This is a genomic window from Micromonospora sp. L5, assembly GCF_000177655.2.
GTDB lineage: Bacteria > Actinomycetota > Actinomycetes > Mycobacteriales > Micromonosporaceae > Micromonospora > Micromonospora aurantiaca.
In genome coordinates, this window is the sequence record NC_014815.1 from 3,456,109 (window position 1) to 3,468,972 (window position 12,864).

Here is a 12,864-nt window from a genome sequence, read left to right on the forward strand (position 1 = left end):
CGGCTCGCTGTGTTCATGGAACAGGCAATGGTGCCATTCCATGGGCGAACGGCGATTTCGCAGCTCCGGTGTGCGCCGAAAACGGCGCCCGCGAGCCGCCCGAACCGGGCCGGTAACAGGAAACATGGACCGGGCTCTCAGCTACTACTCAGGCATTCGTGACAGTTTCGACTCACGACATGGAATCCCCGACGCGTCACATCTGTTGTGTAGGTGTCAGCACCTACGGGCACAGCGGAGGTTACGGGGAGGGCTGATGAACGTGGGGATGGCAAGGAACCGGGCAACCGGCGCGAGCGAGGGGACCGTGGCAATCGTGGACAAGAACATCGGCATGCGTACCGACGAGGTCGCCGAGGAGCGGGACCTGGTCGGCGTCTACCTGCACGAGATCTCCCGGACGCCGCTGCTCGACGCCGCCCGGGAGGTCGACCTCTCCAAGGCGATCGAGGCGGGCCTCTACGCCGAGCACCTGCTCGACGAGGATCGGATCCCCGACGGCGTCGACCGGGAGGACCTGGAGCGGCTGGTCGCCGAGGGTGAGCGCGCGAAGGACCTGTTCATCCGCGCGAACCTGCGACTGGTCGTGTCGATCGCCCGGCGCTACGTGCGCTCCGGGATGCCCATGCTGGACCTGATCCAGGAGGGCAACACCGGCCTGGTCCGGGCGGTCGAGAAGTTCGACTACGAGCGGGGCTTCAAGTTCTCCACCTACGCGACCTGGTGGATCCGTCAGGCCATCAGCCGGGCGATCGCCCAGCAGGAGCGGACCGTACGGCTGCCCGTGCACCTGGTCGAGGACGTCAACCGGATGCGCAACGTGGCCCGGCAGCTCACCCGTGAGCTGGGCAGCGACCCGGAGCCGGAGCAGATCGCGACCGCGCTCGGCGTGACCGTCGAGCGGGTCAACGAGCTGGTCCGCTGGTCGCAGGACACCGTCTCGCTGGACACCCCGGTGGGTGACGACGGTGACACCAACCTCGGTGACCTGGTCGCCGACAGCGACGCGCCGTCGCCCGAGGAGATCGTGCTGACCGGCCTGGAGCGGCAGCGGATCGAGGGCCTGCTCAACCACCTCGACGACCGTTCCGCCGGCATCATGCGGGCGCGGTACGGCCTTGAGGACGGGCGGGAGCACTCGCTGACCGAGGTCGCGTCGCGGTTCTCGCTGTCCCGCGAGCGCATCCGCCAGCTGGAGATCCAGGCTCTCGGCCGGCTGCGTGAGCTGGCTCGCGCGGAGGGGCTCCAGGCGGCCTGACCTGGTAACAATGAACGGCGAACGGCCGGCGTCCGACAGGGGGACGCCGGCCGTTCGCCGTCTTCGCGGTGCTCAGACCCGGCCGTAGCCGGCGATCGTCATGATGTTCATGCCGCGCTTGCTGACGTTGCGTCCGGCGCTGGGCGCGTCGATGATCTGGCCGTTGCCGACGTAGAGCGCCACGTGCCCGAGCCCGGAGTAGAACACCAGGTCACCCGGTTGCAGCTGGCTGCGGCTGATCCGCGTGGTGGCCCCCCACTGCTGCGCCGCGCTGTGCGGCAGCGACTTCCCGGCCGCCCGCCAGGCGGCGAGCGTCAGGCCGGAGCAGTCGTAGCTGCCGGGGCCGTCCTGGGCGTAGCCGTAGGGCTTGCCGACCGCGCCGTAGGCGTACCGCACCGCCGTGCCGGCGTCGCCGGAGACGGCCGGCGGCTTGCCCGCCGAGCTGGGGTTGCCGGGTGCCTCGGTGGCCCGCCCGTACGCCTTGCGCCGCATCTCGTAGAGGTCGGACAGGTCCGCCTCGATCCGCGTCTTCGCGGACTTGAGCTGCTTGGCCTGCGCCGCCTCCCGGGCGAGCGTGACGTCCAGCGCGGTCTTCTGGTCGATCAGCCGCTTCTGGTCGGCGGTGAAGCTGTTGATGGTGCGCTGCCGCTGGCGGGTGAGCTGGTCGAGCGTGCCCAGCCGCTCCGGCAGGGTGGCCTGGCCGCCCGGGTCCAGCAGGGCCGCCGCGGTGCGCATGCCACCGGTCTTGTACGCCGTCGCGGCCAGCACGCCCACGTCGGCGCGGCTGCGTTCGGCCTGTTCCTGCAGCGGCCCGATCCGGGCCTCCAACTTGGCCGCGGTGGCCTTGTTGGTCTTGATGTCCTCGTTGAGCTTGTTGTAGGACTCGACGATTCGCTCCAGCTCAGTCGAGGACTTCTCGATCTGCTTCGTCAGCTCGGCGGGGGTCGGCTCGGCCCGGGCCACCTGCGCCGGGGCGAGCAACGCGGCCGAGAGGCCGGCCACCGCCAGCGAGCGGAGCAGCATCCGTAAGGACGACAAGAGCGGAAAGCTCCTCTCCCACCGGTCGCCGGGCGCGTTCGCGACCCGGCGACACCGGCCCGGGGCCGTCCGGGTGGACGGCTGTCGACCGGGCCGACCTGGACAACCTAACCCGTGATCGCAGTAGTCGGGAGTTCAAGCAGGGGCGAAAGTTGGCAAAGTGGCGGAAAGTGATGAGGGGGAACCGGTGGGTGGATGAGGCGACTCGCCCGATTCGTCGTTCTGGGCGGATGTCGCCAGGCAGCGCCAGGCAAAGTCATGACAAAGACGGAAATCGTTCTCTGTTTCCGGCGGGCAGGGCCGGGCCGATGCCCCCCGCGACCGCCGAAACCCCGAGGTCAGGTGGCGCGAGGCCAACACAATGAAGCCCGGACGGGAAATCCCACCACGGGATCCCTGCTCCCGGGAGGCCGCCGTGCAGACCGACCGCTCCGCCGCCCAGCCGCCCCGCTCGCCGCGACCGGCCGCGCCCAGGCTGCTCTACGCCCGGCCCGGCATCGTCGTCACCGCCGAGCGTTTCACCGTCGGCCGCAACAGCTGGCCGGTGGCTGAGATCACCCAGCTCCGGACCGACCGCGGGCCGCACGACCGGCTCGCGATCCGGGCGGTCGCCGTGTCCGCCGCGATGATCGCCGCGGTCGGCCTGCTGCTCGGCTTCACCGGCGGCCTGCACCGGCTCACCGCCGGGGCGTACCTCATGCTCGGCGCGGTCGGGCTGGTGCCGCTGCTGCTCGTGCTGATCGGCGACCGCGTGCGGCCCCCTTCGCACGAGCTGTGGGGACGGGTGCGCGGCACCGAGGTGCTGCTGTTCAGCAGCGACGACGAGCGGCAGTTCGGCCAGGTCGCCCGCGCGCTGGGGCGGGCCCGGGAGGCGGCGCGGCTGGGCGGCTGGGCCGACCCGCCGGCGGCCGAGCCGTGGCGGCCGGCCCGGTGAGACGCGGTCAGCCCGCGACCGGCTCCGGCGTCCGCGGCCGGGCCTCGGCGGCCACCCAGTGGCTCACCCGCCGCTCGGCGTAGAACGAGACGAACGGCACGGTGCCGGCGAGCATCACCAGCAGCATCCGCTTCAGCGGCCAGTTCGCCCGGCGCGACAGGTCGAACGTGAGCGCCAGATAGAGCATGTACAGCCAGCCGTGCGCCACGCCGACCACGGCCACCACGCTCGGGTTGTCGAAGCCGTACTTCAGCGGCATGCCGATCAGGACCAGCACCACGAGCGCCACGCCCACGATCCAGGCGATCACGCGGTACCGGGTAAAGGCTCCGCCCACCGTCGTCCGTCCTTCCGCACCGGCCTCAGCCGGGATAGTCGCCGGGCCGGGCGCCCGGATTGGCGTTCAACCAGGATAGGTAGCTGTTGTACGCGGCCAGCTCGGCGTCGTCCGCCCCGTCGGCCGGGGCGGACGGCGCCCGCACGACGCGCACCGGCCGGCGTACCGCCGGGGTGCCGGCGGTCACCGACGGCGCGAGAGCGTCCGACGGCGCGGGTCGGTCCGACGGCGCGGGACCGGCCGACGCCGCCGGGTCCGCCGACGACGCCGGGTCGGCGGCGCGCAGCGTCTGGCGGACCTCACGCCACCAGACGAAGATCACGAAACCGGCGAAGACCGGCCACTCGATCGCGTAACCGAAGCTGATCGCGTTCCCCCCGGCGGCGCGGGTGACCTGCCACCAGCCCATGCCGAGGCAACCCGCCACGAGCACGACCATGGCCACGTGGCGGACGATCCACGCCGGTGTCCAGAGCCGATTCATGCCAACGAGAGTACCGGGGCCGCCGGTCGTCTCCGACACGGCGTCGTAGTCCGGGCGGGGTTTGGTGACACGCCCGCTGGGCATCCGAACAGGTGCCAACCCGAACGAGACGAGGGGGCGACGATGACCGAATCGGTACGCCGGGACGCGAGCCCGGAACAGCGGGTCGCGGAGTGGGACGGCGACCACGCCCGTACCGTCGACGCGGACGGCGAGCAGCTCGGGGTGGACCCGGTGGAGCTGGGTGACGACGACCTGGTCCGGGAGATGCAGAGCCTGCACCGCACCCGGCTGGACACGCTGCGGCACGCCACCGACTCGGCGCTCGCCAACCACCTGCGGCGCACCGCCGAACTGGAGACGGAGTACCTGGCCCGGCACCCCGGCCGGGAGGTCGACCCGAGCCGGCTGCGGGACGCCTGATGGCCAGCCACGCCGAGCGCGGCATGTCCGCGCCGCCGGAGGTGGTGTTCAACACGGCCACCGATCCCGACCGCTCCTCGGCCTGGCTGCCCGAGCGGCTGCGCAGCTCCGGCACATGCCGGGTCGAGGTCGTCGACGCCGACGACATGCGGGCCCGGTGGAGTGCCGCGGACTGGTCCGCCGAGATCGACGTGGAGCCGGCCGGCGCGGGCGGCGCCCGGGTGCGGCTGGACCTGGCCGGGCCGGACCACGACCTGGCCGACGAGATCCTGGCCAACCTCGACCGCGAGGTGGCCGACAACCTGACCGCCGGTTGAGCCCGGCCCGCACGACGAGCACGAGGAGGCCGGGTTGACCGGGAGTGGCCTGAAGCAGAAGGTGGCGCGCCTGCGCCAGGCGTACGCACCGCACGAGCACCGGCCGCTGGAGGGCTACCTGAAGGCGATGGGCACGTACGCCGGTGTCACAGCCGCGCTCGTCGGCCTGGTCCGCGCGACCGGCCGGCCGGTGCCCGAGCGGCCCACGCCCGCGGACGTGGTGCTGCTCTCGATCGCCACGCACAAGCTCAGCCGGCTGCTGTCCAAGGACGCGATCACCAGCCCGCTGCGGGCGCCGTTCACCCGCTACGACCACCCGATCGGCAGCGGCGAGGTGATGGAGCAGGTCCGCGACGAGGGCAGCCCGACCCGGCACGCGCTCGGCGAGCTGGTGAGCTGCCCGTTCTGCCTGGCGGTCTGGGTGGCCACCGGGCTCACCGGCGGCTTGGTGCTGGCGCCCCGGCTGACCCGGCTGGTCGCCACCGCGCTGACCGCGGTGGCCGCCTCCGACTTCCTCCAGATGGGGTACGCGGTCGCCCAGCAGGCGGCCGAGGGCGGTCGCCACGAGGCGTGACCCGAGGACACGAAAGGGGGCCGGCGCGCGCCGGCCCCCTTTTCCGTGTCTCCCACGGTCAGGTGGGGGTGGTGCCGTGGTCCTCGCCGGCCCAGCCGCGCGACGCCTCCGGCTCCCGCTCGTCCTCGTCCTCCCCGGTGACGACGTCCCGGTCCACAGCGGTGCGCTCGTGCTCGTTGGCGAAGTCCGGCTCCGGCAGCGTGTCGACGCCCTCCGGGGGCTGGCCGAGCGCCGCCAGGTGCTCGTGGTCGGGGTTGCGATCGGTCATCTCGCGTCCTCTCGGTCTTCCGGGGGCTCAGGCGACCGTGCCGCCCAGCAGATCCGCCGCCTCGTCCGCCGCGTACTCGCCCTGGGGGAGTGCGGCGATCCGGGTGAGCAGCTCCGCGGGGAGTTCGGCGGCCACCGCCCGGCGGTAGATGTCCGCCTGGGTGATCCGCTCCTGGCCGTGGTAGATGTCGTCGAGCAGGTCGTCGAGCGGCCTGGTGTCGGGCTGCTCGGTCACGGGCGCGTCATCGGTCACGCCGACCACCTACCCGGCACCGAACCGGTCAAACTCGCCCCAACCCCGCTCAGGCCGGTGCCGGGAGCGTGGCCCGGCGGGCCCGCACGGCCTGGGCGAGGTGGTCGAGGACCTCGGCGGTGGCGTCCCAGCCGATGCAGGCGTCGGTGACCGACTGGCCGTACGCCAGCTCCCGGGTCGGGTCCAGGTCCTGCCGGCCCGGCACCAGGAAGCTCTCCAGCATGATGCCGGCGATCCCGCGCTGGCCGGCGGCGAGCTGCGCGGCCACGTCGGCGGCGACGAGCGGCTGGTTGCGGTGGTCCTTGCCGCTGTTGGCGTGGCTGGCGTCGACCACCACCCGCTCCGGCAGGCCCGCGGCCCGCAGCAGTTCCAGCGCCCCGGCCACCGACTCCGCGTCGTAGTTCGGCCGGCCGCCCCCGCCGCGCAGCACGAGGTGCCCGTCCGCGTTGCCCCGGGTGTGCATGATCGCCGGGGTGCCGGAGACGTCGATGCCGGGGAAGACGTGCGGCACCCCGGCGGCCCGGATCGCGTCCACGGCGGTGGCGATGCTGCCGTCCGGGCGGTTCTTCATGCCGATCGGCATGGACAGCCCGGAGGCGAGCTGCCGGTGCACCTGGCTCTCCACCGTCCGCGCGCCGATCGCGCCCCAGGCCACCGTGTCCGCGATGTACTGCGGGGTGATCGGGTCGAGGAACTCGCAGCCCACCGGCAGGCCCAGGCGCAGCACGTCGAGCAGGAGCGCCCGCGCGGTACGCAGACCCGTGTTCACGTCGCCGGAGCCGTCCAGCGCCGGGTCGTTGATCAGGCCCTTCCAGCCCACCGTCGAGCGCGGCTTCTCGAAGTAGACACGCATCACCACGAGCAGGTCGTCGGCGACCCGGGCGGCGGCCTCGCGCAGCCGGCCCGCGTACTCCAGGGCGGCGGCCGGGTCGTGCACGGAGCAGGGGCCGACGACGACGAGCAGCCGGTCGTCGTCGCGGTCCAGCACCCGGCCGACGGCACGGCGGCCCGCCACGACGGCCTCGGCCAGCGGGGTCTCGAGCGGCAGGTGGTGGTGCAGCAGGGCCGGGGTGGTCAGCGGCACCACACGGTCGATGCGCTGGTCGATGACCCGATGGGCGTCCTGGGACGTGGTCACGGTGGGGATTCCTTCCGCCGACCGTGCCCCCGTGCCGGGTCCGGGGGATCGAGCCGGCTGCTCGCATACGAAAGGGCAGGGAAATCGATCCCTGCCCGCCGGCTCGAAGAGGTGGTGACGTCAGCTCATGGTCGAGTCACCGGCTCCTCCAGCCGGCTGCCTAAACCATCGATACGACCGCGTCACGTCGGCCAGCGTACCCGACGCGCGGCGGAAAGCCCGCTGTCGTTCCGAAGTGCGGAACGCGGGGTATGTGATCGGCATGACCACGAGCCACGACCCGAGCGACCAGGAACGGATCGAGTCCCGAGCGCATCTGCTGCCGGAGGAGGCGGCGGCCGGCAGCGACGACGCGGAGGCGCAGGCCGACGCGATCCTCACCGAGTCCGACATCCGCGAGGCGGACCAGAACGCCGCCCCCGACACGGTGCTGGAGCACCGAACCTCCGAGCAGACCGTCACCCCCGTCGAGCCGCCCGACTGAGCCCGGCACCCCGGGCCCGGCGGGAACCCCGGTAACTGTCGTCCCGCAGCCGGGCCAGCGGGCCGGCCAGACGCAACCCCGGCGGCACGTTGCCGATCGGATCGAACGCGAGCGCGGCGTCCTCGGCGGCGCCGCGCTCGTCGTCGAGGCGTACCTCGCCGAACGGCCGCCACCGGCCCACCGCCGAGGCGACCGCCAGCACCAGCCGGGGCTCGTCGCCGGCCACCGCCGCGCCGGCCTCGGCCAGGCCGCGACCCAGGTCGGGTGACTCCGGGTCGGCCAGCACGGCCAGGAACAGCCGCCGCCCGCCGGCCCGGAACGGCATGATCGACGTGTACGTCCCGGTGAAGCGCCGCCGGGGCAGCGGCAGGTTCCGCAGCACCGGCGCGGCGGCGCTGGAACTCCACAGCAGGTCCACCGGCGGCTCCGGATCGCGGTGCAGCCGTACCGCCACGCCCAGCACGTCCGGCCAGCCACCCGGCGTCGGCACGCCCTTGGACAGGCGGATCGTGGCCGGCCACCGGCCCGGCAGGTCGAGCAGCGGCACCCCGGTCGGCGGTCCCGGCGTACCCCAGATCCGGGTCTCGCCGGCGAACGTGCGCCCGGCCGGGTGCAGCAGCCGGGCGTGCCGGAGCCGGGCCAGCGCGGCGGCGGCGCGCTCGACGACGGAGGGTGTGGTGGCGGCCATGCCCGCACGGGTACCCCGGCGCGCACCGACGATGCTCCGGCGCGCGTGTCACCTTTCCGCCTCCGAGATCGGATAGCGTCGTCTCATGCCCGACAGCGGTTTCCCCTGGCCGATCGAGACGACCCGACTGGACAACGGCCTGCGTGTGGTGGTGAGCGAGGACCGCACCGCCCCGGCCGTGGCGGTCAACCTCTGGTACGACGTGGGCTCACGCCACGAACCGGCGGGACAGACCGGCTTCGCCCACCTCTTCGAGCACCTCATGTTCGAGGGCTCGGTGAACGTGGCGAAGACCGAGCACATGAAGCTGATCCAGGGCGCGGGCGGCTCGCTCAACGCGACCACCAACCCGGACCGGACCAACTACTTCGAGACGGTCCCGGCCGAGCACCTGGAACTGGCGCTCTGGCTGGAGGCCGACCGGATGGGCGGGCTGGTGCCGGCGCTGACCCAGGAGACGCTGGACAACCAGCGTGACGTGGTGAAGAACGAGCGCCGTCAGCGCTACGAGAACGTGCCGTACGGCGACGCGTGGCTGCGGCTGCTGCCGCTGCTCTACCCGCCGGGCCACCCGTACCACCACGCGACGATCGGGTCGATGGCCGACCTGAACGCCGCCGACCTGGCCACCTTCCAGGAGTTCCACAGCACGTACTACGCGCCGAACAACGCGGTCCTCACGGTGGTCGGCGACACAGAGGCGGCGGAGGTGTTCGCGCTCGCCGACAAGTACTTCGGCGGCCTCGCCGCGCGCGCCGAGATCCCGGCCGCGCCGGACGGCCGCACGGTGCCGGCCACCGGCCGCCCGGCGGTGGAGACGGTCACCGCCGACGTGCCCGCCCCCCGCGTCTACGTCGCGCACCGCACCCACCCGTTCGGCACCCAGGGGTACGACGTGACGACGGTGCTGGGCACCGTGCTCGGCAGCGGGCGGGGCAGCCGCCTCTACCAGCGGCTCGCCGACGGTGAGCGGATCGCCCAGCCGGACCTGGTCGGCGCGTACGGGGTGGACCTGGCGCACGCGCCCGCCCCGCTGATCGCCACCGCCACGGCCCGCCCCGGGGTGAGCGCCGAGCGGCTGCGCGACGGGCTGGCCGAGGTGGTCGACGAGCTGGCCACAGTGCCGGTGACCGCCGCCGAGCTGGACCGCGCCAAGGCGCTGCTGAGCACCATGTGGTGGCGGCAGATGTCCACTGTCGACGGGCGGGCCGACACGCTCGGCCGGTACGCCACCCAGTTCGGCGACCCGGCCCGCGCGGCCGACCGGTTGCCGGCCTGGCTCGCGGTGACCGCGGAGCAGATCGCCGAGCAGGCCGCCGAGCTGCTCGGCGCCGCCGACCGGGTGATCCTGACCTACCTGCCCGAGGAGAACTGATGTCGCTGATCGCCACCCGTCCCGGCCCCGGCGCCGCCCGCGCCTACCGGTTCCCGCAGGTGGTCCGGCGTACGGCGGCCGGCGGCCAGGTGGTCGCCGCGCACCTGCCCGGGCAGAACCTCGCCGTCGCGCTGCTGCTGCTCGACGGCGGCGCGGGCCGGGAGCCGGTCGGCAAGGAGGGGCTCGGCGCGGTGCTGGCCAAGGCGCTGGAGGAGGGCACCGCGCAGCGGGACGCCACCGCGTACGCGCTGGCCATCGAGGCGCTCGGCACCGAGCTGGCGACCGGGCTCGACTGGGACTCGTTCCAGGTGAGCGTGCAGGTGCCGGTGGACCGGCTGACCGCCGCCGTGGAGCTGCTGGCCGAGGCGGTCCGTACGCCCCGGCTCGACCCGGCCGACGTGCTGCGCGTACGCGACGACGAGGCCACCGCGCTGCGGATGGACTGGGCCAACCCCGGCCCGCGTGCCGACGCCGTGCTGCGGGCCGAGCTGTTCGGCGCGCAGCACCGGTGGGGCCGCCCGCTCTACGGCGACCCGGACAGCGTGGCCGCGCTGGAGGTGGACGACGTCACCGTCTTCCACTCCGAGTGGTTCATCCGCCCCGGCACGCTCGTCGTCGCCGGTGACCTGGAGCGGATCGACCTGGACGCGCTCGCCGCGACGGCGTTCGCCGGCGCCGGCGGCGGCCCGGTGGAACGCGGCGGCCCGATCGACGTGCCGCTGGCCGGGCAGCGGCGGATCATCCTGGTCGACCGGCCCGGCTCGGTGCAGTCCACGCTGCGGCTCGGCCATCCGTCCCCGCACCGCGCCCACCCCGACCACGTGCCGATGACGCTCGCCGGCACCGTGCTCGGCGGCGCGTTCACGTCCCGGCTCAACCACCTGATCCGCGAGGTGCGCGGCTACACGTACGGGATCCGGGGCGACTTCGCCTCGTCCCGGCGGTTCGGCCGGTTCGCGGTCAGCTCCGGCGTGCAGACCGCGGTGACCGCGCCGGCGCTCGTCGAGTCGGTGGGCGAGATCTCGCGTACCCAGCTCACCGGCGTCAGCGAGGACGAGCTGGAGGTGGCGCGTTCCTGGCGGGCCGGGCAGCTCTCGGTCGAGTTGCAGAGCCCCCGGGCCATCGCCGCGGCCCTGAGCACGCTGGTGGTGCACGACCTGCCCGACGACTACCACGCCCGGCTGCGGGAGCAACTGCTCGCGGCGACAGTCGAGGACGTCTCCGCCGCGGCCGCGACCTACCTGCACCCCGAGTCGCTGACGATGGTGATCGAGGGGGACGCGGCGGTCATCCGGGACGAGCTGGTCGCCAGCGGTCTCGGCGAGGTGGTCGACCACACGTGACCGGACGGGGCGGCGGGCCTGTGATTCCCGTCGCCCCGCATCCGCGCGGTGGGAAACGTTTCCCACCCGTGCCGCCCGGCTGGGTAGCCTCGCGGGCATGAGGATCGGCATTGTGGGAGCCACCGGCCAGGTCGGTGGCGTCATGCGGCAGGTGCTGGCGGAGCGCGAGTTCCCGGCGGAGCAGGTGCGCCTGTTCGCCTCGGCCCGGTCGGCCGGGCGCACGCTGCCCTGGCGCGACGGCGAGGTCACCGTGGAGGACGCTGCCACCGCGGACTACCGCGGTCTGGACATCGTGCTCTTCTCGGCGGGCAAGGGCACCGCGAAGGAGCTGGCTCCCCGGGTCGCCGAGGCCGGCGCCGTGGTGATCGACAACTCCTCGGCGTTCCGGATGGACCCGCAGGTGCCGCTGGTGGTGGCCGAGGTCAACCCGCACGCGATCGCGGACCGCCCGAAGGGCATCGTGGCCAACCCGAACTGCACCACGATGGCCGCCATGCCGGTGCTGCGCCCGCTGCACGACGAGGCCGGGCTGGTCAGCCTCGTCGTCGCCACCTACCAGGCGGTGTCCGGCGCCGGCCTGGCCGGTGTGGCGGAACTGGACGAGCAGGTCCGCAAGGTGGCCGAGGACGCCGCCGGGCTCGCCTTCGACGGCGCGGCGGTGGAGTTCCCGGCGCCGCGCTCGTTCGCCCGCCCGATCGCCTTCAACGTGCTCCCGCTCGCCGGCTCGATCGTCGACGACGGCTCCGACGAGACCGACGAGGAGCAGAAGCTGCGCAACGAGAGCCGCAAGATCCTGGAGATCCCCGGCCTGAAGGTCTCCGGCACGTGCGTGCGGGTGCCGGTCTTCACCGGCCACTCGTTGCAGATCAACGCCCGGTTCGCCCGGCCGATCGACCCGGCCCGGGCCCGCGAGCTGCTCGACGGCGCGCCCGGCGTGGCGCTGCGCGACGTGCCGACGCCGCTGGAGGCGGCCGGCCAGGACCCGACGTACGTCGGCCGGATCCGGGCCGACGAGACAGTCGAGCACGGGCTCGCGCTGTTCTGCGCCAACGACAACCTGCGCAAGGGCGCGGCGCTGAACGCCGTGCAGCTCGCCGAGCTGGTCGCCGCCGAGCGCTGACCCCGCGGGCGTCCGTGCCGGACCACCCGGCACGGACGCCCCCGCAGCGGGTATGCACCCGCGTCGCCGGCCGCCCCGCGCCGGCAGGGCGGGGGGTGCCGATGACGGCCGAAGGAGACACCGGTGACGCCGGGATCCTCCCGGACACCGGCCGGGCGATCGGGTTCAGCGACGCGGTCTTCGCCATCGTCATCACGCTGCTGGTGCTGGACCTGCGGGTGCCCGAGACGGCGCCGGGCGGGATGCTGCGCGCGCTGCTCGACCAGTGGCCGGTCTACCTCGCCTACGTCACGTCCTACCTGTACGTGGCGGTCAACTGGCTGAACCACAAGGGGACGTTCCACCGGGTGCGCTGCGCCGACCGGGGACTGCACTGGGCGAACCTCGGCGTGCTGTTCAGCGTGGCGCTGCTTCCGTTCGTCACCGCGCTCGTCTCCCGGGCCGTGGAGGAGGGCGACGTCTTCGACGAGCGGGTCGCGGTGTCCGCGTACGCGCTGGTCGGCGTGATCCTGTCGATCACCTGGTTGTGGCTCTACCACTACCTGAGCCGGCACCGGGAGCTGCTGGAGCCGCACGTCCCCGCCCGGTTCTTCGAGGCCGAACGCGTCCGGGCGCTGCTCGGCGTCCTCGCGTACGCCATCGCCGGTCTGGTGGGCGCGCTGCTGAGCGTGCCGGCGGCGCTGGTGGTGCTCCTGCTGCTGCCGCTCTTCTACGGGTTGTCCAGCAACGGCTTCTACGACCTGCGCCGGCGCCTGCGCCACCGGCGGTGACGCCCGCGTTACCCCGCCTGTGGCGGCGGGTAGACGGCGGTGCCGACACCGAGAGGGGAGC

Annotated in this window: 17 protein-coding genes; 10 read left to right on the plus strand and 7 right to left on the minus strand. The window is 73.4% G+C overall.

Going from position 1 to position 12,864, the window contains the following annotated elements; genetic code table 11:
* Nucleotides 1-268: 268 nt before the first annotated feature.
* Nucleotides 269-1,258 (plus strand): RNA polymerase sigma factor RpoD/SigA, encoded by a 990-nt coding sequence (locus tag ML5_RS16315; RefSeq protein ID WP_041784543.1) that lies wholly within the window; start codon nt 269-271, stop codon nt 1,256-1,258.
* 72 nt (nt 1,259-1,330) lie between these two features.
* Here the strand turns inward: ML5_RS16315 and ML5_RS16320 are convergent, their stop codons facing one another.
* Nucleotides 1,331-2,296: a C40 family peptidase gene (locus tag ML5_RS16320; RefSeq protein WP_013288151.1), complete on the minus strand. Its 966-nt coding sequence runs from the start codon at nt 2,294-2,296 to the stop codon at nt 1,331-1,333.
* A gap of 415 nt (nt 2,297-2,711) precedes the next feature.
* On the opposite strand from ML5_RS16320, the gene ML5_RS16325 reads away from it, so the two are divergent.
* On the plus strand, nt 2,712-3,230 hold the full coding sequence (locus tag ML5_RS16325; RefSeq protein ID WP_013288150.1) for a DUF6232 family protein: 519 nt from the start codon (nt 2,712-2,714) through the stop codon (nt 3,228-3,230).
* Between the two features lie 7 nt (nt 3,231-3,237).
* Here the strand turns inward: ML5_RS16325 and ML5_RS16330 are convergent, their stop codons facing one another.
* Complete coding sequence (locus ML5_RS16330; protein WP_013288149.1) at nt 3,238-3,567, minus strand: DUF3817 domain-containing protein; 330 nt, start codon at nt 3,565-3,567, stop codon at nt 3,238-3,240.
* A gap of 25 nt (nt 3,568-3,592) precedes the next feature.
* Nucleotides 3,593-4,051 (minus strand): hypothetical protein, encoded by a 459-nt coding sequence (locus ML5_RS16335; RefSeq protein WP_041784196.1) that lies wholly within the window; start codon nt 4,049-4,051, stop codon nt 3,593-3,595.
* A gap of 123 nt (nt 4,052-4,174) precedes the next feature.
* On the opposite strand from ML5_RS16335, the gene ML5_RS16340 reads away from it, so the two are divergent.
* From ML5_RS16340 to ML5_RS16350, 3 genes are read left to right on the plus strand one after another with little or no spacing between them, the layout of a single operon-like run.
* A complete protein-coding gene (locus tag ML5_RS16340) occupies nt 4,175-4,474 on the plus strand; it encodes a DUF6158 family protein (RefSeq protein ID WP_013288147.1) in 300 nt (99 codons plus the stop codon).
* On the plus strand, nt 4,474-4,791 hold the full coding sequence (locus ML5_RS16345; RefSeq protein WP_013288146.1) for a hypothetical protein: 318 nt from the start codon (nt 4,474-4,476) through the stop codon (nt 4,789-4,791). Before ML5_RS16340 ends, ML5_RS16345 begins: the two co-directional genes overlap by 1 nt.
* Before the next feature lie 34 nt (nt 4,792-4,825).
* Complete coding sequence (locus ML5_RS16350) at nt 4,826-5,365, plus strand: DUF1360 domain-containing protein (RefSeq protein WP_013288145.1); 540 nt, start codon at nt 4,826-4,828, stop codon at nt 5,363-5,365.
* Between the two features lie 58 nt (nt 5,366-5,423).
* On the opposite strand, the gene ML5_RS16355 is transcribed toward ML5_RS16350, so the two are convergent.
* The 3 genes from ML5_RS16355 to ML5_RS16365 are packed head-to-tail and all read right to left on the minus strand — an operon-like array spanning nt 5,424 to nt 7,032.
* The gene (locus ML5_RS16355; protein ID WP_013288144.1) at nt 5,424-5,633 is read right to left on the minus strand and encodes a hypothetical protein; all 210 of its coding nucleotides are present in this window, start codon (nt 5,631-5,633) and stop codon (nt 5,424-5,426) included.
* Nucleotides 5,634-5,660: 27 nt separating this feature from the next.
* The gene (locus ML5_RS16360) at nt 5,661-5,894 is read right to left on the minus strand and encodes a hypothetical protein (protein ID WP_018786980.1); all 234 of its coding nucleotides are present in this window, start codon (nt 5,892-5,894) and stop codon (nt 5,661-5,663) included.
* A gap of 40 nt (nt 5,895-5,934) precedes the next feature.
* Nucleotides 5,935-7,032 (minus strand): 3-deoxy-7-phosphoheptulonate synthase, encoded by a 1,098-nt coding sequence (locus ML5_RS16365; RefSeq protein ID WP_030271308.1) that lies wholly within the window; start codon nt 7,030-7,032, stop codon nt 5,935-5,937.
* Nucleotides 7,033-7,285: 253 nt separating this feature from the next.
* On the opposite strand from ML5_RS16365, the gene ML5_RS16370 reads away from it, so the two are divergent.
* Nucleotides 7,286-7,507: a hypothetical protein gene (locus ML5_RS16370; protein ID WP_013288141.1), complete on the plus strand. Its 222-nt coding sequence runs from the start codon at nt 7,286-7,288 to the stop codon at nt 7,505-7,507.
* Here ML5_RS16370 and ML5_RS16375 read toward each other — a convergent pair.
* On the minus strand, nt 7,482-8,195 hold the full coding sequence (locus tag ML5_RS16375) for a hypothetical protein (RefSeq protein ID WP_013475424.1): 714 nt from the start codon (nt 8,193-8,195) through the stop codon (nt 7,482-7,484). The genes ML5_RS16370 and ML5_RS16375 overlap by 26 nt on opposite strands.
* An 85-nt stretch (nt 8,196-8,280) precedes the next feature.
* On the opposite strand from ML5_RS16375, the gene ML5_RS16380 reads away from it, so the two are divergent.
* From ML5_RS16380 to ML5_RS16395, 4 genes are all read left to right on the plus strand, one after another.
* Nucleotides 8,281-9,570 (plus strand): pitrilysin family protein, encoded by a 1,290-nt coding sequence (locus ML5_RS16380; protein ID WP_013475425.1) that lies wholly within the window; start codon nt 8,281-8,283, stop codon nt 9,568-9,570.
* Nucleotides 9,570-10,913 carry a pitrilysin family protein gene (locus tag ML5_RS16385; protein ID WP_013475426.1) on the plus strand — a complete coding sequence of 448 codons (1,344 nt, stop codon included), beginning with the start codon at nt 9,570-9,572 and terminating at the stop codon, nt 10,911-10,913. The genes ML5_RS16380 and ML5_RS16385 overlap by 1 nt, the downstream gene beginning before the upstream one ends.
* Nucleotides 10,914-11,010: 97 nt before the next feature.
* Nucleotides 11,011-12,033, plus strand: coding sequence for an aspartate-semialdehyde dehydrogenase (locus ML5_RS16390; RefSeq protein WP_013475427.1), 1,023 nt, complete (start codon nt 11,011-11,013; stop codon nt 12,031-12,033).
* A 101-nt stretch (nt 12,034-12,134) separates the two neighbouring features.
* On the plus strand, nt 12,135-12,803 hold the full coding sequence (locus tag ML5_RS16395) for a TMEM175 family protein (protein ID WP_013475428.1): 669 nt from the start codon (nt 12,135-12,137) through the stop codon (nt 12,801-12,803).
* Nucleotides 12,804-12,864: the final 61 nt, after the last annotated feature.

Excerpts from the sequence above, each read along its gene's own strand:
- ML5_RS16340 (WP_013288147.1), top strand. The coding sequence starts at position 4,175 with ATGACCGAATCGGTACGCCGGGACGCGAGCCCGGAACAGCGGGTCGCG.
- ML5_RS16385 (WP_013475426.1), top strand. The coding sequence starts at position 9,570 with ATGTCGCTGATCGCCACCCGTCCCGGCCCCGGCGCCGCCCGCGCCTAC.
- ML5_RS16370 (WP_013288141.1), top strand. The coding sequence starts at position 7,286 with ATGACCACGAGCCACGACCCGAGCGACCAGGAACGGATCGAGTCCCGA.
- ML5_RS16355 (WP_013288144.1), bottom strand. The coding sequence starts at position 5,633 with ATGACCGATCGCAACCCCGACCACGAGCACCTGGCGGCGCTCGGCCAG.
- ML5_RS16390 (WP_013475427.1), top strand. The coding sequence starts at position 11,011 with ATGAGGATCGGCATTGTGGGAGCCACCGGCCAGGTCGGTGGCGTCATG.
- ML5_RS16345 (WP_013288146.1), top strand. The coding sequence starts at position 4,474 with ATGGCCAGCCACGCCGAGCGCGGCATGTCCGCGCCGCCGGAGGTGGTG.
- ML5_RS16315 (WP_041784543.1), top strand. The coding sequence starts at position 269 with ATGGCAAGGAACCGGGCAACCGGCGCGAGCGAGGGGACCGTGGCAATC.
- ML5_RS16375 (WP_013475424.1), bottom strand. The coding sequence starts at position 8,195 with ATGGCCGCCACCACACCCTCCGTCGTCGAGCGCGCCGCCGCCGCGCTG.
- ML5_RS16380 (WP_013475425.1), top strand. The coding sequence starts at position 8,281 with ATGCCCGACAGCGGTTTCCCCTGGCCGATCGAGACGACCCGACTGGAC.
- ML5_RS16395 (WP_013475428.1), top strand. The coding sequence starts at position 12,135 with ATGACGGCCGAAGGAGACACCGGTGACGCCGGGATCCTCCCGGACACC.
- ML5_RS16335 (WP_041784196.1), bottom strand. The coding sequence starts at position 4,051 with ATGAATCGGCTCTGGACACCGGCGTGGATCGTCCGCCACGTGGCCATG.